This window comes from Actinomycetota bacterium, assembly GCA_035536535.1.
Taxonomy (GTDB): domain Bacteria; phylum Actinomycetota; class JAICYB01; order JAICYB01; family JAICYB01; genus DATLNZ01.
The window spans coordinates 1-21,678 of sequence record DATLNZ010000084.1 but is presented as its reverse complement, the minus strand read 5'-3'; the positions used below and the strand labels follow the sequence as shown (position 1 = coordinate 21,678).

Sequence of the window (21,678 nt, the reverse complement as noted above, 5' to 3'; positions counted from 1 at the left end):
GGCCAGGCCCAGGTCCTCGGTCCCCACTCCGCCTCCCACAACTGATGCAACCGCAGCCCGCACGCGAGTAGCGGCGTCCGTCCACTCGAAGAAGTCCAGCATCATGGCTCCCGACAGGACCATGGCGACGGGGTTGGCGATGTCCTGTCCGGCGATGGACGGAGCTGTGCCGTGGGTCTGCTCGAAGACCGCCCGTCCCTCCTCTTCGTTGATGTTGGCTCCCGGCACGACCCCCACTCCGCCGACCTGGGCGGCCAGGGCGTCGGCGGCGTAGTCGCCGTTGAGGTTGGTCGTTGCAACCACGGCGAAGCGTTCAGGACGGATGAGGATCTCCTGCAGGAAAGCGTCCGCCAACAGGTCGCGGACGGCGATGCGGCCGTTCAGGTCCTCGGCCCCCTCGATGCCGGTGGTGTCGGCGAACTCGTCCCGGACGACCTCGTAGCCCCAGGTGCGGAAGCGTCCCTCGGTGAACTTCTGGATGTTGCCCTTGTGGACCAGGGTGACCGAGTCGCGCCCGTGGGCGATTGCGTAGCGCAGCGCCGCGCGAACCAGCCGCTTGGACGCGGAGGCCGAGATCGGCTTCAGGCCCAGACCGGCGTCCGGAGGGATCGGCCAGCCGAAGCGCTCCTTGCAGAACGCTGCCATCTCCAACGCCTCGGGGGTCCCGGCCTCCAGCTCGAATCCGGCGTAGACGTCCTCGGTGTTCTCCCGGAACAGCACGATGTCGACCTTCTCCGGAGAGTGGACGGGTGTCTGCACGCCGGGCAGGCATCGGATCGGGCGGATGTTGGCGTAGAGATTGAAGTGCACGCGCAGCGCGACGTTGACCGACCTGAATCCAGTGCCGACCGGGGTGGTGAGAGGTCCCTTGAAGGCGACGCGGTGACGGTCGATCGCGTCCAGCGTCTCCTTCGGAAGCGGCGAGCCGCTCTGCTCTATGCCGATCTGTCCCGCCGGCCACTCCTCCCACACAAAGCGGCCCTCACCCGACTCCGCGAGCGCGCACTCAAGCACCGGACGGGAGGCTGCCCAGATCTCCGGACCTATTCCATCTCCTGGAATGACGACGACTGTTTTTGTGTCCATGCATTCACGATATGTTCCCTGCCCCTCGGCTGCGCACCCGGACAATGCGAGGCTCGGCCGCGCCGCTCCGGTATCGTCGGCTCGGTCCGCCGCAAAGGCGACGAACTGCGCGTCCGCGGGAGGCGAGGCTGAGCAAGAGAGGCAGATTTCTACCTGCTGCGCCGCGCCCGAGCCCGAAGCTCGCGGCGCAGGCGGTGCTTGTGACGATTGCGCTGGTCTCCGGCTCGCTCGCCGCGCTGCGTTTCGTGGAGTCGAGGCGGCCGCCTCCGCCGCAGCCCGCCGTGCTGTCTGATCCCGCTTCCGGTCCGGTCGGCACCAAGCCGTTGATCCGGCTGGCCGGCTGGCCGCGGCGTGAAAACGTCCGCGTGCTTTTCTGCGTTGCCGGAAAGGCGGACCAGTGCCACGAGATGGGCACGATCGCGCCGCCACGGAAGCTGAAGTCGGCCGCTATCCCGGCGACGGTGCCGGCCCCCGGGGGTACGGCCACGATTCCCGTCGCCCCCGGGCGCTACGACCTGCGCGCTTCGTCCGGCGAGGGCGCGACGCCCCGTGTGCGGGGGCGATTCGAGGTGGTGCCCTTCGGCATCGCCGCACCTCCGTCGCCGCGGCCTCTGCCCGCTGCGCTCGAGTCGATCGTCCTGGGCGCCCCGGCCGAGGTGGCGCGGGGCCTTCCCTGCGCCCCCGGGTTCACACCGGACGGCCGGCTGATCCTCGGACGGTCGCTGCTGGATCCCTCCAACGGCGCGACGTTCGAGCTTCCGGCGGCGGTGCAGGGATCACAGGTGGCGTGGTCGCCGGCGCGCGACCGGCTCGCGATGCTCACGGCCGACCGCAAGGAGATAAGCGTCGCGGCGCCGGACGGTTCCTCGCCGGAGGTCGTGTTCCGCGAGCCGCGCGGTCTTCTTTCCGGGCTGTCCTGGTCGCATGAGGGGGACAAACTTGCGTTCGCGACGCGTCCCGAGCCCGGCGTGTCCGGTGGGCCGCGGGGCGCGCTCATCGTGGTCCTGAGCCTTCTGGACGGAACCCGTCAGGACGCGGGCCCCGGCCTCGCCGCAACGTTCTCGCCGGTTGCCGACCGGCTTGCCATCGAAAGCGCCGGCGCCGTCTTCGTCTCCGACGCCGGGGGGCCCCGCAAGAAGCTGGCCGACGGCGGGAAGCCCAGCTGGTCACCCGACGGGTCGGCCCTGGCCTACATCCGGGGGTCTGAGTCCGGCGAGCTGCGGCTGGTGAAAGCTGACGATCCCCAGCAACAGCGCGCGCTGCTGGAGGAGGGGACGGTGTGCGGTGCTGCCTTTTCTCCGGACGGTCGTCGGATAGCCCTGACGGCCCGTGCCGGGGGGACGGTCACGCTCCTGCTCAGGCAGGTCGACGTCCGGGGGGCCGGGACTCCGCGGCCCTGACGTTCCACGGTCCACTTGTTCCGGGTCCCCTCCGGTCCGATACTGGCCCTGGACAACCGTCCGGACTCTGGGGAGGAACCTCGTGAATCAACGCTCACTTCTGCTCGTAGTGACCGGGATAGTGGTGGGGGCCATCATCGCCACCGTCGCGGTCAAGGTGGCCGACGACGACTCGGAGCTGACGTCCGGGCGCCGGACAGCCGTCCCCGTGTCGACAGAGACTCCGACCTTCCCTCCGGACGAAACGCCCCAGCTGACGGCCACCCCGGCCCCAGGGACGACGCCGGGGCCGACCTCGGCGCCTGGTCGCCCCCCCGGCGGCAAGGAGACGAAGATCTCGGTCACGGGGACGACCACGACGACCACGACGACCAGGACCACGAGCGCGCCCTCCACCAGGACCGCCCCCCCGCGTCCCGCCAACATCAACTGTCCAAACGCCGGCTCGAATCGGCGCTTCTGCACGGAGAACAGTTATGCGATGGGCCTCAAGGAGGGCCGGCTTGAAGGAGTGAGCAGCAGCATCCGATCAAAAGAGCCTGGTGACAGCGGTTTTCCCAGCTTCACCTTCACGTCTCAGTTGATCGGTCCGAACAACGAACCGGCACGACCACCCGGACCCGATCGACCACAGGGAGACGAGGTGCGGCGCGTTGACGTGTCGGCGCGAATTGCCAACCCGACCGACAAGACGTTCGTCTTTCCCCAGGGCGACTTCACCTTGAAGGTCACAAAGCCGGACGGGTCGCTCCAGACCCACACCGCGAAGGTGGACGGCGGCTACTTTGAGCTCGGCCCGGGCGGAGAGGCCACGGCCACTTTCTCTTTCACTCCTACTCAGCGAAACGGCAACTACAGCTGGAGTGGCGAGACCTGGTACTACGAGAAGTAGTGCCGGTGCCCCAATGAGCCAAGCCGGGCGTCCCCGGAAGGTGGCGTCTGCCCGGTCCCGCGTCGTGAAGGCCCGTCCGGACGAAGACCGGCCCACCCGAATCAAGGCGCCTGTGGATTCGCAGCAGCCTCGGACACGACGCGCGCCCGCGCCCGACGGACGCAGGCGTCGCCCACGTGACGTGGAGGCGACTCCCGAGCCCCCTCGGGAGGCCGCGGCCCGCACGGAGAAGGTGTCGCGCGTCTACGGTCGCGGGGAAGCGGCCGTGCGGGCGCTGCACGAGGTGGACGTCCGGTTCGACAAGGGACGCTTCACCGCGATCATGGGTCCGTCCGGATCCGGGAAGTCCACGTTGCTGCACTGCCTGGCCGGGCTCGACCAGGTCACGTCCGGCAAGGTCTACCTCGGCGACACCGAGCTGACGGCCCTGGACGAAAAGCGCCTGACCAACCTCAGGCGCGACAAGGTCGGCTTCATATTCCAGTCGTTCAACCTCGTCCCCACCCTCACGGCTCTGGAGAACATCACGCTGCCGATCGACATCGCCGGACGAAAGCCCGACCAGAAGTGGGTGGACATGGTGATCGACACGGTCGGGCTCAGGGACCGGCTGTCGCACAAGCCGTCCCAGCTGTCCGGGGGCCAGGCGCAGCGCGTCGCGGCGGCCAGGGCCATGGCTTCCCGTCCGGAGATCGTGTTCGCCGACGAGCCCACCGGCAACCTCAACTCCCGCGCCAGCGACGAGCTGCTCGCGTTCATGAGCCGCGCCGTCCGTGAGTTCGGACAGACGGTGGTGATGGTGACCCACGACCCCGCCGCGGCCGCCTACTCCGACAGGGTCGTGTTCCTGCAGGACGGCCGGACGGTGGACGAGCTGCAGGCACCGACGGTGGAGTCGATCCTGGACCGCATCAAGTCCCTAGAGGCCTGAGTTGCTGAAGGCGACGCTCGCGGGGCTGTCGGCGCACAAGCTGCGGCTGGCGCTGACGGCGCTGTCGGTGGTGCTCGGGGTGGCGTTCGTGGCCGGCTCGCTGGTGCTCACGGACACGCTGGAAAAGCTGTTCACGAAGCTCATCCAGGACGTGACGTCCAGCACCGACGTGCAGGTGAGGGGCAAGCAGCCGTTCTCAGGATTCGGCCCCCGGGCCAAGGTCCCGGAGGCGCTGCTGCGGACGGTGCGCGAGGTCCCGGGCGTGCAAATCGCGGACGGAACCGCCGCCGGCTACGCGCAGATCCTGGGCCGCGACGGCAAGCCGCTGACCTCCGGCGGACCGTCGATCGGACTGTCCTGGAGCGAGACCCCCGTCTCTCCCTTGCGTCTCGGTTCAGGCCGGGGGCCCCGTGCCGCCAATGAGGTCGTAGTGGACGCCCAGACGTTCCGGGACCAGAAGATGAAGCTCGGACAGTCCATCGACATTGTCTTCTCAGGGCCGTCTGAGCGGTTCACCGTGGTCGGGACCTCCAGGTTCGGCACATCCGACAACTTCGGGGGCGCGAGGCTCACGGCTTTCCAGCTGCCGACGGCTCAGCGCCTGCTCGGACTCCCGGGCTTTTTGGAGAGCCTCGAGATCGCCGGCGATGAGGGCGTGTCGTCGAAAGTCCTGGCAAGGCGCATCCGTGACCGGCTGCCGGACGGCTTTGAGGCGATCACCACCGACAGCCTCGTGAAGGAGCAGACCGAGGAGATCCAGGAGGGCCTGAACTTCTTCGGGATCGCGCTGCTGGTGTTCGCGGGGGTGTCCCTGTTCGTCGGCAGCTTCATCATCTTCAACACGTTCTCGATCATCGTCGCCCAGCGCACGCGGGAGTTCGGCTTGCTGCGGGCGTTGGGGGCCTCGAACCGCCAGATCATGCGCGTCGTGGTGGCGGAGGCGCTGGCGACCGGCGTGGTGGCGTCGGTGGTCGGACTGGGGCTCGGAGTGCTGGTCGCGGGCGCGCTCAAGTCGCTTCTCTCCGCGTTCGGACTCGACCTGCCGGACTCGGGGACGGTGCTGCTCCCCCGCACGGTGATCGTCGCTCTGGTCGTGGGCATCTTCGTGACGCTGGCCGCGTCGGTGCTGCCCGCGCGTAAAGCGGGCAGGGTGCCGCCGATGGCTGCGCTTCGTGAGGATTCGCCCGGTGACGACGACCGAACCCACGGCTACCGCACGGAGCTCGGCGCGGCCGTCACCACGCTGGGGTTGGCGATCCTGGCCCTCGGCCTTGCCGGCGACGTGGGCAACCGCCCGTCGGTCGTCGGCCTCGGGGCGGTCGTGGTGTTCATAGGCGTTGCCACGGCCAGCCCCACTCTCGCCGGTCCGCTGTCCCGCTGGATAGCGTGGCCGTTCGTGTCGGTCTTTAAGCTGACGGCGCGCCTGGCGCGCGAAAACGCCGGACGCAGCCCCAAGCGAACGGCTTCAACGGCGGCTGCCCTGATGATCGGCCTGGCTCTGGTCAGCTTCGTCGCCGTGTTCGCCTCTTCGATCAAGGCGTCGGCGTTCAGGGTGCTGGACACCAGTCTCGGCGCCGACTTTATCCTCACCTCGCGCGCAGCCGACCAATCCGGAAGGGGTGTGAGCAGCGAGCTGGCCGCCGCCCTGGCACGGCGTCCGGAGCTGTCCGCGGTGGCCGGCATGCGGTTCGGACCTGCAGCCATCGGTGCCAAGCGCGTCCGCGTCTCGTCGTCTGACCCTGCGGCCCTGGCGGCGGTCGCGAACCTGGATGTCCAGCAGGGGACGCTCGAGAAGCTGGGCCCAGGGGAGGTCTTCGTGACCGAAAGCTGGGCGCGCGCGAACAAGCGGGGCCTCGGGGACGCGATCACCTTCCGGTTCGCCCGGACTGGAAACCAGCCCCTGAAGGTCGCGGGCCTCTTCCGGCAGAACGGGCTGCTGCGCGACTCGGACCACCTCGTGAGCCACGCCACCTTTGATGCCAACTTCGAGTTTGAAGGCGATTCGTTCATCCTCGCCGGGGCGGCGAGGGGGGTCAGGCCGGCCGCGGCCCGTACGGCCATCACCGAGGAGCTGCGGCCGTTCCCGCAGGTCACGGTCCGGGACCAGGTGGAGTTCAAGCGCGAGCAGGAAAAGGAGCTCAACCGGCTGCTCGGCCTGATCTATGCGCTGCTGGCGCTGGCCGTGGTCATCGCGCTGCTGGGGATCACCAACACCCTGGCGCTGTCGATCTTCGAGCGGACGCGGGAGCTCGGCCTCCTGCGCGCAATCGGGATGAGCCGCCGTCAGGTGAGGGCGATGATCCGCTGGGAGGCGGTCGTGATCGCCGTCCTCGGGGCCACCCTCGGACTTCCCATCGGCGTGTTCTTTGCCGCGGCGATGATCGCTGCCCTTCCGGGCGACAACGTCGGCGGCCTCACGCTGCCCGTGGGCCAGCTGGTCACGTTCGTGCTGCTGGCCGGGGCGGCCGGCGTCCTGGCAGCCATATTCCCGGCGAGGCGGGGCGCGCGTCTGAATGTCCTGGAGGCGATAGCGGCGGAGTAGCGGGCGTCATCTTGTCGCCGGGCGGCCGCGCGTTCGGCCTGTAGACTGACTGTTCGGCCGGCGCGCGCCCGCGCGCCGCGGGTGATGGGAAGGGATCTCATGGATACGACTATGTCTAGGTTCGACGTCGGCACGACCATCGGCGGGTACCGGGTCGACCGGGTCGAGTGGCTCGAGCACCTCAAGGGGACGTACTACGAGCTGACCCACCAGCCGACGGGGGCCAGGCACATCCACATCGAGGCCCCGGACGACGGCAAGGCGTTCGTCGTGCTGTTTCCGACGGTCCCGAAGGACTCCACCGGTGTCGCCCACATCCTCGAGCACGTCGTCCTGGCCGGGTCCGAGCGCTTCGACGTCCGTGACCCCTTCTTCTCCATGACGCGCCGGTCGCTGAGCGACTTCATGAACGCGATGACCGGCGCCGACGCCACCATGTACCCGTTCTCCACCCGCAACGAAAAGGACTTCTACAACCTCCTGGACGTTTACCTGGACGCCACGTTCTTCCCCCGCATCGAGGAGAAGTCGTTCAAGCAGGAGGGTCACAGGCTCGAGTTCGAGCAGACCGACGACCCCTCCTCGGGCCTGCGCATCAAGGGCGTGGTCTTCAACGAGATGAAGGGCGCAATGGCGTCGTCGGCGGCAGTCGTCTACCGGTCGATCGGCAAGGCGCTCATGCCCGGCTCCACCTACGCCAACAACTCCGGAGGCGACCCGGAGGCCATTCCGGATCTGACCTGGGAGAACCTGAAGGCCTTTCACGCCCGCCACTACCACCCGTCCAACGCCTGGTTCTACACCTACGGGGACATGCCCCTGGAGCAGGTTCTGGAGCGCATCGAGCAGCTGGCGCTGTCCAAGTTCGACCGCACAGAGGTCGACGTGGCCATCCCCGACCAGCCCCGGTTCGACGCTCCGCGCGAGTACCGGGACGTCTACCCGCTCAGCCGTGACGAGGACCCGTCCAAAAAGGCCGAGGTGCTGGTCACCTGGCTGACCGCGAAGGTCTCGAACTCTTTCGAGATCCTGGCTTTGAACATCCTCGGCGAGGTTCTCCTCAAAAACGCGGCCTCTCCGCTGCGCAAGGCGCTGATCGAGTCGGGCCTCGGCGAGGCGCTCGCAAGCGGGTCGGGCTTTCACGACAGCTTCAAGGAAGCGGTGTTCGCCGCCGGGCTCAAGGGAGCCGACGCTGCAGACGCGCAGCGCATCGAGGAGCTCATGCTGTCGACCCTCAGGGACCTGGCGGAGAAGGGCGTCGACCGCGAGATGGTGGACGCGGCCGTCCACCAGGGGGAGCTGTCGACACGCGAGGTCTCCAATGCCGGCTTTCCGTACGCGCTGAGGGTCTTTTTCTACCTGAGCTCGGCCTACGTCTACGGCGGCGACCCTTACCGGGCGCTGCAGCTCGAGCAGGACTTCGCGCGACTGCACGACGAGCTGAAGGCGGGTCCGTTTTTCGAGAACCTGATCCGCAAGTACCTGCTCGACAACCCCCACCGGGCCCGCATGGTCGTGACTCCCGACCAGGACATGGAGGACCGGCAGGTTGCCGCGGAGCGCGAGCGCGTCGCAGCCATCGAGGCCAAGCTCACGGAGGACGACAAGCGCGCGATCCTCGACGAGACGATGGCGCTCAAGGCCGAGCAGGAGGCGAGGCAGGACATCTCGGTGCTTCCCACCCTGGAGCTGGGGGACGTCCCCATGCGCGACGAGGACGTGGAGCTTTCGATCGAGCGCATCCACGGCGCGGAGGTGGCCTTCGCGCCGCAGCCGACCAACGGCCTCACCTACATCACGATCCTGGCGGACTTCTCGGGCCTGGATGACCGCCTCAAGGACCGCCTTCCGCTTTTCGCACGGGCGCTGTCGCGCGTCGGCGCAGGGGGCCACGACTACCTGTCCCAAGCCCTGCGCATCGACCGGTACACCGGCGGCATCTCGGCCGGAGTCCAGCTGCGGCACGCCGCCAACGGCGAGGTCCTGCAGCAGTTCAGCGTCGGCGGTAAGGCGCTGGCCCGCAACCACGAGCCGTTCGTGGAGGTCCTCCGGGACGTGCTGACGCAGCTTTCGTTTGAGCCCAAGCGCCTCAAGGACATCATCGCGGAGTACAAGGCCCAGTCCGAGGCGTTCGTCGTCCAGGCGGGCCACATGTACGCGCAGCTGCTGGCCGGCTCCAAGCTCGACGCAGCCGGGCTCCTGCAGGAAAGGCTCAGCGGCCTGTCACAGCTCGCCCTGCTCAAAGAGCTTGCCCAGCTCGGTCCGGATGACCTCGCCGAGGTCATCGCCGACATGACGTCCATCGCGTCGCAGCTGTTCCAGGCTGGGGGCCTGCACATCTGCGTCACGACCGACGACCGGCACGTGGACGAGGTGCGCGCGCTGCTGCAGCAGGCGCTTTCCACGCTGCCGTCCGGAGCCCCGGCGACCGCTACCTTGGCGGAGTTCACGCCGTCCGGACGTTTCGAGGCGAAGACGACGTCGGTGCCCGTGACGTACAACGCGAAGGTCGTCCGTACGGTGGGCTTCACGCATCCAGACGCCGCGCCCCTGATGGTGCTGGGCAACTTCCTCAAGGCCACCTACCTCCACCGGGAGATCCGGGAAAAGGGCGGCGCGTACGGGTCGATGTCCAACGCCAACCGGGAGGCCGGTTCGTTCACCTTCGGGTCCTACCGCGACCCTCACGTCGTCCGGACCTTCCAGACCTTTGACTCCGCGGTGGACGAGGTTCTCGGCACCCAGCCCGATCCGGACGAGTTCAAGGAGGCGATCCTGCAGTCGTGCAGCCAGGTCGACCCCCTGAGCTCCCCGGACATCAAGGGCCGCCGCCGTTACTTCGACGACCTGGCCGGATACACGTCCGAGGTGCGGGCCGAGTTCAAGCGCAGGCTCCTTGAGGTGACGGAAGACGACCTGAAGAGGGTGGCCCAGACCTACCTCAAGCAGGGGACGTCGGCGCTGGGCAGCGTCGGGAACGCCGACAAGATCAAAGAGGCCAACGAGGTCCTCGGGGGGGTCTTCGAGATCTCCTCGATCTAATCGCCGCAGGACTCGGGCGGCGGGCGCAGAATGAAGTGGCGATGAGACTTTCGTCGAAGTGGCTGCGCACCGCCGCCGCCTGCGTCGCGGTCGCTTCGTCGCTGTCGGCTGCGCCCGTCCGGGCCCTTCCGGCGGGCGTGCTGTCGTCGGACAACGTGGAGCTGGTCGCGACGATTCCCGACCCGGGCATGATCGGGGGCCGGATCATCGGTGACACCCTTTACGTCACCGGCTCCCAGGGTCTGCGGATCTACGATGTCTCGCGGGGTGTTCCGGTCCCCAAGGGGGCCCTGCAGCTGCCGCACTTCGAAAACGAGGACGTCGACACCAACGGCCGCATCCTGCTGATCGCGGCTGACCACGCCCTGAGCTATCCGAGCCTGCTGTACGTGGTGGACGTTTCGAATCCGAGCCTTCCCATCCTGACGGCTCCCCCCCTGAGCCTCGGTGACGCGCACACGGCGTCGTGCATCAACGACTGCTCGTACGCTTGGATCGGGGGTTATAGCGACTGGATCGAGGTCATCGACCTGCGAGACCCGAGCCAGCCGAGGGCCTCGACGAAGTTCCCGGTCCCCGGACGCACCCACGACGTCCAAGTGGACGAGTCGGGGGTGGCGTGGGCGTCCACATCAAGAGGGTTGTTCGGATTCACAACCGCCAATCCGGAGAAACCGGTATTGGTGGCAGCGAAGCCAAACAATCAGTCTGGGTCGTTCAAGAACAACTTCATCCTGCACAACTCCCTGCGCCCGAACGCCCTCTCCGCCCGCACCGACAAGATGGCCGACAGCACCGTCGATCGCGGCGAGCTGCTCCTGGTGACGGAGGAGAACTGGCTCGCGGTCTCAAACGGCCTGTGCGCGAACGACGGCCGCTTTCAGACCGGCTGGTACCACACGGTCAACGGGAGCCCGGTGGTCGAACGGCTCGACGACTTCAACCTGTCGGGCGGCACCCTCCCGCCCACGCTGGCCCCCGATCGCAACCCCCAGCCGGTGATCTCCTGCTCATCGCACTACCTGGACTACCGGGACGGCATTGCCGCCGTCGCCTGGTACGAGCAGGGGGTGCGATTCCTGGACGTGTCCAACCCGCGCGACATCCGCCAGGTCGGCTACTGGCTGCCGCCGGCAACGGAGGCCTGGCAGACGCTTTTTCACCGTGAGTACGTCTACGTCTTCGACTACGAGCGCGGCCTGGATGTCCTGAAGTTCACCGGATCGTCCGCCAGCAGCGAGTCGCTCGCCCCCCACTACAACCTGGCCTCGCCCATCCGGGCACCCAGCCCCCAGTGGGGCTATGCCTGCCGGATCTCCTAGCCGGCCCGCCGGCCGAACTTCCGAGCGGCAGTGATGGCCACGCCGGCCGCAGTGGTGTTCCGCGGGGCCCGTGTCTTCGACGGCTTCCGGCTGATCCCCGGCGCCGAGGTGCTGGTGGTCGGGGACACCATCGCCGAAGTGGCAGCCACCGTCGAGCAGCCGGCGGGGGCCGAGGTCGTGGACGCTTCGGGTTGCACCCTGCTGCCGGGGCTCATCGACTGCCACACCCACACATGGGGGCCGGACCACCTGAAGCAGGCCCTGGTGTTCGGCGTCACCACGGAGCTGGACATGTTCACGGATCCGGACTTCGCCGCCTCGATGCGCGCCGAGCAGGCAGGGGCCCGGCCCCCGGACCGAGCGGACCTGCTGTCGGCGGGTCTTTGCGCCACGGCTCCCGGAGGCCACGGGACCCAGTACGGCATCCCGGTCCCCGCGCTGACCGAATTCGGCGAGGCGGACGCGTTCGTGCAGGCAAGGCTGGCCGAGGGCTCGGACTACATCAAGATCATTCGCGAGAGCGGAAACCTGTTCGGTCGTCCCATCCCTTCGCTGGACCGGCGGACGGCCGCTGCCGTCATCGACGCGGCCCGGCGCCGCGACAAGCTGTCTCTGGTCCACGTGATGACGCTGGAGCACGCGCGGGAGTCGCTGGAGGACCGGGCGTCTGGGCTCGCGCACCTGTTCGTGGACATGCCGCTTGACGAAGCCACGTTGGACGCGGCTCTGACGGGCGCCGCGTTCGTGGTGCCGACTCTCACGGTGCTGGAGACGGCGTGCGGGACGGCCAGTGGCAGGAGCCTTGCCGAGGATCCCAACGTGCGTCCCTACCTGACCGGTGCCGATCGGATCCAGCTGTGCAGCACCTTCGGCCCGGTGCAGCTTCCGCCTGGAACACGCCTCGGTCACGCGAGCGAGGCGGTGACGCGCCTTGCTTCGGCCGGCGTGCCGGTGCTTGTGGGGTCCGACGCCCCCAATCCCGGCACCCTCCACGGAGCGAGCGTGCACCGCGAGCTCGAGCTGCTCGTGGAGGCGGGGATGGCCCCCGAGGCGGCGCTGTCGGGGGCGACCGGGGCCGCGGCGCGGTGCTTCCGGTTGCTCGACCGGGGCGTGATCGCGGCCGGCAAGGCCGCCGACCTGGTCCTGGTGTCGGGGGACCCGACGCAGGACATCCTGGCCACCCGGGACATCCGTCAGGTCTGGAAGGCGGGGGTGCGCTTCGACCGCGAGAGCTACGCCGCAGCCCTGGAGTCAGCCGTGGACGGGCCCAGTTCGCAACCCCCGGTGGGGGCCGAGGAGGGGCTGCTGAGCGACTTCGATGACGGGACCCTGTCGGCGAGGTTCGGCTGTGGCTGGACCACGACCACCGACCGTATGGCCGGAGGCAGCTCGGTCGCCGAGACCTCGGTGGTCGAGCCGGGCGCGGCCGGGAGCCGCGCCGCGCTCAGTGTGTCCGGCGAGGTCCGTGAGGGCTTCGCCTTCCCCTGGGCCGGCGCGATGGCATGGCTGGGCAAGGCGCCGATGGCGTCCGCGGACCTGTCGCCCAAGCGGGAGGTGTCGTTCTGGTGCCGGGGCGAACCACGCGAGCTGACCGTTGCGGTGATGGTCCAGGGCATCCCTCGTCCCATTCCGGTCCCATTCGAGTGCCGGAGCGAGTGGACGCGCCACAGCTTTGCCCTGTCGGACTTCGCGGGCGCCGACGGCAGCGAGCTGATCGCCCTGCTCTTCTGGGCATCTGCCTACGGGCCGTTCGAGTTCGAGCTGGACGAGGTCAGGTTCGATTGACGGGCTCGCGACCACCCGGCTGCCCTCGCAGGGACCCGAGCCGGGACAACGCGTCCAGCAGCACCAGGCCCCCGAGGCTCAGGAGGCCGAGGAGCCCGGCCTCGCGCAACGCGGGGGCCAAGCATCGACCCGGACTCGTCTGCGCCACGCAGTAGGCGCCGACGGTCAAGGCGAACGCGCCGTACCCGCCAGCGCTCAGGGCGATGAGCCCGGCCACCGCGCGCCACAGGGGCGGACGCCGGCGCCGTGCCGCGCGCTCCCGCCCCTGTCTGGAACCGGACACGAGCACGATCATCGCGATCACGTAAGCGATCGCCGGAGGAAGCACCGCATGGCGCAGGACCCAGCTCATCAGTCGACCGGAATGGTCCCCCAGGTCCTGACAAACACATGCCACCCCGCCCACAGCCACGACCCGAACACCAGCCACCTGACCACCGGCGACCGAACCGACCGGATCACGTCGCTCATCGTGGGCCACCCCTCACCCCCACGAGCAATCCCGAACCCCTCCCAGACCATCAACGCCGCCAGCAACACCGCATACCCGGCCAACGAAATCGCGCGCCGCGACACAAGCACCTCCCATCCCGGTTCCCCCCATGATCGAACTCCACGAACACGCAGCGCTCACAACCTGGAGCGCCCGCCTACGTGAGTGACCCGGGACCAACAAAATCGGGTCTGACGGTGCCGAGTGGGCCAGGTGCTCAGCTTTGGCCGGTGACGCAGGGCTTTACGAACCCACCGAGCGTGGGTCCGACGGTTTACCTCGGGCCGGTGGTGGGGTCCGGGGCCGGGAGGGCGTGGCCAAGGAGCACCCGGCGAAGCCGGTGCGACGGAGGCGCCCCGGGCCCCACCACCGGCCACAACAGACGCCACCAAGCTGGTTCCCCAGCCAAGTACCCTAAAAACCAGAACATGAGTTCGGACAAGGACATTCTGCACGTCGACCTCGACGCCTTCTACGCCGGCGTCGAGATCCTCCGCCGCCCCGACCTCAAGGGCAAGCCCGTCGTGGTGGGAGGGCGCGGCCCCCGGGGGGTGGTCCTGTCGTGCTCCTACGAGGCGCGGTCCAAGGGCGTCCGCAACGGGATGCCGGGGATGAGGGCGCGGCGGCTGTGTCCGGAGGCGGTGTTCGTCCCGCCGGACTTCGACGCCTACACGTCGGCCTCCAAGCGGTTCCGGGAAGTGCTGCTTTCGTTCACGCCTCGGATCGAGCCGATCTCGCTGGACGAGGCGTTCTGCGACGTGTCCGGCGCCCACCGGATGTACGGCTCCACCCCGCAGGTCGCCGCGAAGATACGCAAGCGGGTCCTGGACGAGCTGGGGCTGGTGTGCTCGGTGGGTGGAGGTCCGTCCAAGCTGGTGGCCAAGCTCGCCTCCCGCGCCTGCAAGCCCGACGGGCTGCTCGTCCCGGACGACCACCTCGAGTTCCTGCACGGTCTGCCCGTGGAGGAGATCTGGGGAGTGGGGGAGGCGACTGCCTCGGTCCTGCGGCGCCTGGGCATCCGTTCGGTGGCGGAGCTTGCGGCCACGCCCGTGTGGGTCCTGCAGCAGGCCTTGGGCGACCAGCTCGGCCCCCATCTGGCGAAGCTGGCCCGCGGCGAGGACGGCCGTGAGGTGGTCGCCCAGACGGAGTCCAAGAGCGTGGGGGCCGAGCAGACCTTTGACCGCGACCTGGCTTCGCCGGACCGGTTGCACGCCGAGATCCTGCGGCTGGCGGACCGGGTGGCCTCCCGTCTTGCTGCCACCGGCACCTGCGGCCGTACGGTGACGGTGAAGATCCGGCTCGCCAGCTTTGCCACACATACGAGGTCGCGCACCCTGCCCAGCCCGACGCAGGACGTGTGGACGATCTTCGCCGCGGCACGCGACGCCTTTGACGGCTTCCACAGGGGACGCGAGCGAGTCCGGCTGCTGGGGGTGTCGGTTTCGGGACTGACCCCTGGTCCGGCAGCTGAGCAGCTTTCGTTCGAGCGCAGGCCCAGCTACGCGCGGGCCGAGCAGGCCGTGGTCCGGGTCAGAAAGCGGTTCGGCGAGGACGCCGTCCGGATGGCCAGGTTGCTGGACGAGGGCGGCACGCGTGGGAAGTCCGGCCCGGACCGATAACCTGGGATCTCACCCGTCCCCCCGGAGGCCCCCCTGGATTCCATGGACCCGCGCGACTCGCCCGAGCAGGCCGCGTTCCGGGCCGACGTGCGGCGGTGGCTTTCGGAGAACGTCCCCGGCGACTGGGACCGCTCCGACCGCGCACGGCTCGGCCGGCAGTGGCACCGGCGGCTGCACAGAGCCGGGTTCGTCGGCCTGTCATGGCCGGCGGAGTTCGGAGGGCGCGGCCTGGGCCCCGCGATGCAGTTCATCTGGCAGGAGGAGTACTCCCGCGCCAAGGCTCCTCCGATGCTCAACGTCATCGGGCTGGGCTGGGCCGGGCCGGCGATCATGCTCCACGGGTCCCCGGAGCAGAAGTCGCGATACCTGCCGAAGATCCTTTCCGGCGACGAGATCTGGTGCCAGCTGTTCAGCGAGCCGGGGGCCGGGTCGGATCTCGCCGGACTGACCACGCGGGCCGAGCCGGCTGACGGGGGGTTCGTCCTGAACGGGCAGAAGGTCTGGACATCCGTCGCGGCCGAGGCCGACCTCGGCCTGTGCGTGGCGCGCACCGATCCGTCGGCGTCGCGCCACGCCGGCATCTCGATGCTGATCGTGGACATGCACCAGCCCGGGGTGGAGGTGCGGCCCATCCGCCAGATGAACGGAGCCGCCGACTTCAGCGAGGTCTTTCTGACCGACGTCCACGCCGGTCCGGACGCGCTGATCGGCCCCCTGAACGGAGGCTGGGCGGTCACGATCACGACGCTCATGCACGAGCGCATCGGACTGTCCGCGGGCGGCGGTTCGCTGTGGGGACAGGGACCGGGAACCGCCGACCTCGGCGCCCTCGCGTCGTCCACCGAATCGTGGACCGGCAGCCGGCGCCAGGACCTCGCGCAGGTCTGTGTCGACGCCTTCGCGCATCGCGCGCTGAAGCTCAGGCTCGTGACGCAGGCGGCCCGGGGCGGTCAGCCGGGGGCCGAGGCAAGCGTCCAGAAGCTGTTCGGCGACGAGTGGGGCCAGCGGCTCAACGGCCTGGCGGTGGACTGCCTGGGCCCCCAGGGGTTGCTGGACGGGCCCTGGGCCTCGTCGTTTCTGTACTCGCCCGCCCTGACAATTGGAGGAGGTACGACCCAGGTGCAGAAGAACATCATCGGGGAAAGGATCCTCGGCCTCCCAAAGGAAGGACCAGCCAAGCCATGAGATCTCTGCGCGCACGCTGGCTGCAGGCCGTGTTGGGGTGCCTCGCGCTGCTCACCGCCGCCGCCTGCGGGCCCGACCAGAAGACCTCCAAGGAGAGGGCGGCGAGCGAGACCCTTGGCTTGGACATCGCACCCACCGCCGCTCCGAGAGCTACGCCCACGCCGCTGGCAACGCCCACTCCCGGGAAGGTTCAAACTCCAGGCCCCCGGACTCCGGTGCCGGCGCTGCAGGCGTCGAGCAAGTTCACATGGCGCAAGGCGGCCGCGGCGCCGACGTCGCGCACCGAGGTTTCCGTCGCCGCCCTGGGCGACACCGTCTACGCCGCCGGCGGGCTGGTGGCCGGCGGCGGGCCCACCAAGGCGTTCGAGGCTTACGACGCCGAGGCGGACAAGTGGCGCAAGCTGCCCGACCTCCCGGTGGCCGTGCACCACGCGGGACTGGTCGCGGTGGACGGCCGGCTGATCATCGTCGGCGGGCACACCACCCCGGGACAGTCCACCGACAAGGTCTTCGGGTGGAAGCCGGGCGACCCGGGGTGGACCGAACTGGCCAAGCTGCCGCTCGCCAGGGGGGCCGCCGCCGTGGCGGCGATGTCCGGGCGCATCCACGTAGTCAGCGGCGCCAGCAACGGCGGCGAGGTCCTGACCGGACGTCATGACGTCATGGACGTCGACCAGAACATCTGGACCACCTCCGGCGAGCTGCCCGAGCCGCGCGACCACCTGGCTGCAGCACCGCTCGGAAGCCAACTGTGGGTCGTGGGAGGACGCAAGCTGACGCTGGAATCGAACACCAATCGTGTCGATATCTATGACGGGAACACGGGCAACTGGAGCAGGGGAGCGGACATGCCCACGGCACGTGGGGGACTCACCGCCACCATCTGGGGCTCGCGCCTGTTCGTCCTGGGCGGCGAGGAGCCAAAGGGCACGATTGCGGCCGTCGAGTGGTACGACCCCCAGGGCAAGCAGTGGCGCAAGGCGCCCGGGCTGCCTACGCCCCGGCACGGACTGGGGGCCGCGGGCCTGGAGTCCGGTGACCTCGTGACGGTCGCGGGCGGAACCCGGCCCGGACTGCACCCATCTTCGGTCGTTGAGAGGCTGACGGCCGGTGGCTGACGGTCGCCGGTGCGCAGCCTCCTGCGCGGCCCTGATCGTCCTGGCGGCGTCCGCGTCGTGCGCGCAGCCGCCGCGTCCGTCGTCGCTGCGCGTGGTCGCCACGCCGCTGCCCACGGCCACCCCCGAGCCGACACCGGCTCCCACCGTGGTCCCGGCCCCCGTTGCCCGGCCGAAGGCGCCGGTTTCGGTGGCGGCCCCCAAGCCGCGCGTGACGGCGCGTCCGAAGCCGCGTCCCGCCGCTCCGGCCCCGCGTCCGGTGAGCATCGATGCCTTCCGCGGGCTGGGGGCCTGGATCGACGTCTACGACTTCAACGACGACCCCCAGTCGATCCTGCCGGCGGTGCGGGACATCGCGGCACGGGGGGTCCGGACGCTGTACCTGGAGACGGCGAGGTTCAACAGCCCGTCGCCCTTCCTTTTTCCCCGCGCCAACGCGGCCGCGCTCGAGGAGTCACATCGTCTGGGGATGAAGGTTGTGGCGTGGTATCCGCCCGACTTCGTGGACCTCAACCGCGACGTCGCTTACACGCTCGCCGCCGTCAACTACGTCTCCCCGGCCGGGCACCGTTTCGACGCCGTGGCGCCGGACATCGAGCGCCTGGACATCAAGGACCACAACGAGCGTACGGCGCGTCTATTGGACTACTCCCGCCGCGTCAGGGCCGGGTCCCCGGCCGGCTACCCACTGGCGGCGATCACTATCCCGACGTCGTCTCCTTACTACCGTGCGCAGTGGCCGAGCTTCCCGTGGGCCGAGATCGGACGTATCTACGACGTGGCCATGCCCATGGCCTACTGGACCGGACGCAAGGCCGACGCGCCGACCGCGGCCTCCCTGACCGCCGAGAACCTCCGCGACACGGCGCGCATGACCGGGCTGCCCGTGCACGTGATCGGCGGCGTGGCCGACCAGATCGACCTGGCCCAGGCGACCGCGTACGTTGACGCCGCCCTGGCCGGGGGGTCGATAGGCGGCAGCCTGTACGACTACCGGACGAGCCGCGAGGAGATATGGGCGCCCCTCGCCCGGGTCAACCGATAAAGCGCCCCGCCTAGTTCTCCGACCGCCCGCCCAGGTGCCGGGCGAGGAACCTCTCCACGGCCTCGTAGAACTTCATGCGGTTCTCCGGCTTGGCGAAACCGTGGCCCTCGTCGGGGAACAGCATGTATTCGTGGTCGATTCCCTTCTTCTTCATCGCTTCCACGATCTGCTCGGACTCCGCCTGGTTCACGCGGGGGTCGTTGGCGCCCTGCGCGATCAGCATTGGAATCTTGATCCGGTCGACGTGGAATAGCGGCGATCGCGTCTTCAAAAACTCCGCGTCCTGCTCGGGGTGACCCACCCTGTGATGGAACAGCTGGACCAGGGGCATCCAGTAGGGCGGGATCGTGTTGATGAAGGTGAGCAGGCTCGACGGACCCACTAGGTCGACCGCGCACTTGTACAGGTCCGGTGTGAAGGTGGCTCCCGCCAGCGCGGCATAACCTCCGTAGGAGCCGCCGTAGATGCAGACCCGATCGGGGTCCGCGAAGCCCTGGTCGATGGCCCACTTCACGGCGTCCGTGAGGTCGTCCTGCATCTTGCCGCCCCACTCGCGGTCGCCCGCGTTGACGAAGTCCTTTCCGTAGCCTGTGGACCCCCGGAAGTTCACCTGCAGGCAGGCGTAGCCGCGGTTGGCAAGCCACTGCGCTTCAGGGTTGAAGCCCCAGGAGTCCCGTGCCCACGGTCCGCCGTGCACGTCGAGGACCAGCGGCAGGTTCTTGCGCTCCACCCCAAGGGGGAAAGTGATGTAGCCGTGGATGTCGAGGCCGTCGCGCGACTTGAACGAGATGGGATCCATCTCCGCCAGCGGGTAGTCGTTGAGCTCCGGCCTGTGGTGGAACAGGAACGTGGCCTGCTTGGAGGCCCGGTCGTAGGCGTAGTAGGACACGGGACCGTTGTCCCGGTCGAACGACACCAGCCACGTGCGGTCCTCGTCGTCGCGGCTGGAGATTCCGTAGTCCCCGGGCTCGAGTCCGGAGATGACGTCGATGTCCGCGCGGATGGACTCGTCCAGGACCTGCCACTCCAGGCGCGAGCGCAGGAACGCGATCATCTGCACCTCGGTGGTGTCCGGGTGGATGACCGCGCCGGCCACGTCGTACTTGGGGTCCTCCGCGATGACCTCGATGTCGCCGGTGCCGACGTTCAGCTTCACCAGCTTTCCGGCATTGGCGTTGCGGGGGTCGATGAGGTACATGTGCTGCCCGTCCCGGGTAAAGCCTGCGGGACCGGACGACAGCGCATCCTGCGGCCCCCACTGCACGATCGGCTTCCATTCATCCTGCTCCGTCTCGCGGTGGACGAGGACGAAGCCACCATCGGGCTGCGGGGCCATGGCACCGCGGACCTTCATGTCGAAGTCGACGACCCACCCGATGAAGCCGGGGTTCTCGGCCACCTTCTCGAGGTCGCCGGTGGTGAGGTCGAGCCTGTAGACGTCGTGCAGCTGCGGGTTGTCCTTGTTGATGCCCAGCAGGATGTGGTTGGGGTGGTGCTTGCTCTGCTTCACGACCTGCACCTGGACCTTCTCGAACGGAGTCAGGTCCCGGGTGTCGCCGGTCTGCAGGTCGACCCAGTACAGCCGGAAGTTCTCGTCGCCGCCCACGTCCTGCACGTACATCACGTGACGGTTGTCCTTGGCCCAGAAGTAGCCGCGGATCCCGCGATCACGGTCGTCGGTGACCACCTTGTCGTCGTCGGACCCGATCGTCTTCACCCATACGTTGAGGACGCCGTCCTTGGGGGCCAGGTACGCGAGCTTGGTGCCGTCGGGGGAGATCGTGGGAGAGACCTTCTCGGGGTTGCCGAAGAGGATCTCGCGGGGGATGAGCTTTGTGGTGGTCTGCACGGGGTGCTCCTTTCGAAAGGACGGGCGGACCACGATCTTAGTCCGCCTCCGTCCGGCCCCGTCCCGGCCGGATTTGTCGCTTACGGGACTCGGCGCTCCCGCCGTGACATCCTTGTGCCGCTCGAGACGAAAGGAACGGACGTGGCGGGAAAGAAGGTTGCCGCGGCCCCCGGTTTCCCGGAGGCGCTGGCGAAGCTGCTCAAGGAGAGAAAGCTCAAGGTCCCCGCGGGGCTCACATCCGCTCCACCCGAGGCCTACGCCCACCAGCCGGCTGCCTACGTGCAGCAGCTGGCGAAGCTGAGCGACGAGGCGCTGGCCGCGCAAGCCGCGCGCGTCGCGGGCTACGCCGCCAAGCAGGCGGCGAGGGCCAAGGACGCATGGGACCGGTCGCCCCTCATCGTGGAAATGAAGCGCCGCAAGCTGAAGGTCCCGCCGAGGCCCGCAAAGGTTGTGGGGGCTGCGTTTTCCCTTAAGACGCCTCTGCGCGAGTGGACCGACGAGCAGCTGGTCGAGGTGGCGAAGGAATGGGCGCGGCGCGGGTCCACGCCATCCACCGGCGCAAAGAAATCATGATTCGGTCTGTCAGCGGCTGGTAGAGAACACCGGCGGCCTGGCCCCCCGCAGCGCATCGCGAATCCGCCAGGCCGCCTGCTCGCAGGCCGCCGCCTCCCGCTCGCCCGGCTCCCGGCCGTAACGCACGCGCGAGAAGGTGTCCGCCAGCCGCCTCAGCTCCGCCGCATCCACCGACGGATGGACGGCCGCGCGGGGAAGGAACTCGCGAACGGTCTCGTGCGGCATCCTTTCCAATCCCACGGCTGCCAGCGCGTCTTCCAGCGACAGCCACGCCTCGACCACCCGGCCCCGGGGGCCGGGATGGACGGTCCTGCGGTGCCGCCTCCGGCGGCGCATCACGAAAGTCGCCGGCACTCCGGCAGCGACCACCAGCAGGGGGATGAACGCCGCGATTCCGAGAGCGTCGCGCAGCCCCTGAGTCAGCCGTACCACCGCGCCCGCCGGGATCACCCTGCCGATCGCCCTCGCCAGGGGCTCGAGCATGAACGTCGTGTTGCTGGGGCTGGCCTCCGGCACCCCGAAGGTCGGGTCGTACGGGATCCAGCCCTGGTCGGGGTAGAACACCTCCACCCACGCATGGGCGTCTGAGTTCTTGACTTCCCAGTAGCCGGTGAACGGGTTTCGTTCTCCTTCGCCGAAACCGGTGGCGATGCGACTCGGGACTCCGGAGGCCCGCAGCATCAGCGACATCGTGGCCGCGATCTGCTCGCAGAACCCCTCGTGCCGGTCGAAGACGAAAACGTCCACCGGGTCTCGTCCGGGTGGGTCCGGAGGGATGTCGATCTTGTAACGCTTCGTT

18 protein-coding genes are annotated in these 21,678 nt (G+C 68.9%); 12 read left to right on the top strand and 6 right to left on the bottom strand.

Going from position 1 to position 21,678, the window contains the following annotated elements; translation table 11 throughout:
• Positions 1-1,086, bottom strand: a 1,086-nt coding sequence (locus tag VNE62_05610; GenBank protein HVE91758.1) for an isocitrate/isopropylmalate family dehydrogenase, incomplete at its 3' end; no start/stop codon positions are given.
• A 200-nt stretch (positions 1,087-1,286) separates the two neighbouring features.
• Here VNE62_05610 and VNE62_05605 point away from each other — a divergent pair.
• Positions 1,287-2,486, top strand: a complete 1,200-nt coding sequence (locus VNE62_05605) for a hypothetical protein (protein ID HVE91757.1) — start codon at positions 1,287-1,289, stop codon at positions 2,484-2,486.
• Positions 2,487-2,573: 87 nt separating this feature from the next.
• Here VNE62_05605 and VNE62_05600 read toward each other — a convergent pair whose 3' ends face one another.
• Positions 2,574-2,951 (bottom strand): hypothetical protein, encoded by a 378-nt coding sequence (locus tag VNE62_05600; GenBank protein HVE91756.1) that lies wholly within the window; start codon positions 2,949-2,951, stop codon positions 2,574-2,576.
• Positions 2,952-3,129: 178 nt separating this feature from the next.
• On the opposite strand from VNE62_05600, the gene VNE62_05595 reads away from it, so the two are divergent.
• The 6 genes from VNE62_05595 (at position 3,130) to VNE62_05570 (ending at position 13,000) form a co-directional block, all read left to right on the top strand.
• A complete protein-coding gene (locus VNE62_05595) occupies positions 3,130-3,378 on the top strand; it encodes a hypothetical protein (GenBank protein ID HVE91755.1) in 249 nt (82 codons plus the stop codon).
• Between the two features lie 181 nt (positions 3,379-3,559).
• The gene (locus VNE62_05590; protein HVE91754.1) at positions 3,560-4,309 is read left to right on the top strand and encodes an ABC transporter ATP-binding protein; all 750 of its coding nucleotides are present in this window, start codon (positions 3,560-3,562) and stop codon (positions 4,307-4,309) included.
• A 1-nt stretch (position 4,310) separates the two neighbouring features.
• On the top strand, positions 4,311-6,851 hold the full coding sequence (locus tag VNE62_05585; protein HVE91753.1) for an FtsX-like permease family protein: 2,541 nt from the start codon (positions 4,311-4,313) through the stop codon (positions 6,849-6,851).
• Positions 6,852-6,962: 111 nt separating this feature from the next.
• Complete coding sequence (locus tag VNE62_05580) at positions 6,963-9,893, top strand: insulinase family protein (protein HVE91752.1); 2,931 nt, start codon at positions 6,963-6,965, stop codon at positions 9,891-9,893.
• A gap of 41 nt (positions 9,894-9,934) precedes the next feature.
• Positions 9,935-11,215: a hypothetical protein gene (locus VNE62_05575; GenBank protein HVE91751.1), complete on the top strand. Its 1,281-nt coding sequence runs from the start codon at positions 9,935-9,937 to the stop codon at positions 11,213-11,215.
• A 33-nt stretch (positions 11,216-11,248) separates the two neighbouring features.
• Positions 11,249-13,000, top strand: coding sequence for an amidohydrolase family protein (locus VNE62_05570; protein HVE91750.1), 1,752 nt, complete (start codon positions 11,249-11,251; stop codon positions 12,998-13,000).
• Here VNE62_05570 and VNE62_05565 read toward each other — a convergent pair.
• Together VNE62_05565 and VNE62_05560 are read right to left on the bottom strand one after the other, a co-directional pair.
• The gene (locus tag VNE62_05565; GenBank protein ID HVE91749.1) at positions 12,987-13,352 is read right to left on the bottom strand and encodes a hypothetical protein; all 366 of its coding nucleotides are present in this window, start codon (positions 13,350-13,352) and stop codon (positions 12,987-12,989) included. The genes VNE62_05570 and VNE62_05565 overlap by 14 nt on opposite strands.
• Positions 13,352-13,582 carry a DUF6186 family protein gene (locus tag VNE62_05560; GenBank protein ID HVE91748.1) on the bottom strand — a complete coding sequence of 77 codons (231 nt, stop codon included), beginning with the start codon at positions 13,580-13,582 and terminating at the stop codon, positions 13,352-13,354. Before VNE62_05560 ends, VNE62_05565 begins: the two co-directional genes overlap by 1 nt.
• Positions 13,583-13,921: 339 nt before the next feature.
• Between VNE62_05560 and dinB the strand changes: the two genes are divergently transcribed.
• Genes dinB through VNE62_05540 form a run of 4 tightly spaced genes read left to right on the top strand, consistent with a single transcriptional unit; the run spans position 13,922 to position 18,457 of the window.
• Positions 13,922-15,112 carry a DNA polymerase IV gene (gene dinB, locus VNE62_05555; protein ID HVE91747.1) on the top strand — a complete coding sequence of 397 codons (1,191 nt, stop codon included), beginning with the start codon at positions 13,922-13,924 and terminating at the stop codon, positions 15,110-15,112.
• 42 nt (positions 15,113-15,154) lie between these two features.
• Positions 15,155-16,297, top strand: a complete 1,143-nt coding sequence (locus tag VNE62_05550; GenBank protein HVE91746.1) for an acyl-CoA dehydrogenase family protein — start codon at positions 15,155-15,157, stop codon at positions 16,295-16,297.
• A complete protein-coding gene (locus VNE62_05545) occupies positions 16,294-17,415 on the top strand; it encodes a hypothetical protein (protein HVE91745.1) in 1,122 nt (373 codons plus the stop codon). Before VNE62_05550 ends, VNE62_05545 begins: the two co-directional genes overlap by 4 nt.
• On the top strand, positions 17,408-18,457 hold the full coding sequence (locus VNE62_05540; protein HVE91744.1) for a hypothetical protein: 1,050 nt from the start codon (positions 17,408-17,410) through the stop codon (positions 18,455-18,457). The genes VNE62_05545 and VNE62_05540 overlap by 8 nt, the downstream gene beginning before the upstream one ends.
• Before the next feature lie 10 nt (positions 18,458-18,467).
• Here the strand turns inward: VNE62_05540 and VNE62_05535 are convergent, their stop codons facing one another.
• The gene (locus tag VNE62_05535; GenBank protein ID HVE91743.1) at positions 18,468-20,306 is read right to left on the bottom strand and encodes a S9 family peptidase; all 1,839 of its coding nucleotides are present in this window, start codon (positions 20,304-20,306) and stop codon (positions 18,468-18,470) included.
• A gap of 141 nt (positions 20,307-20,447) precedes the next feature.
• Between VNE62_05535 and VNE62_05530 the strand changes: the two genes are divergently transcribed.
• A complete protein-coding gene (locus tag VNE62_05530; GenBank protein ID HVE91742.1) occupies positions 20,448-20,879 on the top strand; it encodes a hypothetical protein in 432 nt (143 codons plus the stop codon).
• 9 nt (positions 20,880-20,888) lie between these two features.
• On the opposite strand, the gene VNE62_05525 is transcribed toward VNE62_05530, so the two are convergent.
• A partial coding sequence (locus VNE62_05525) for a transglutaminase domain-containing protein (protein ID HVE91741.1) occupies positions 20,889-21,678 on the bottom strand: 790 nt, incomplete at its 5' end.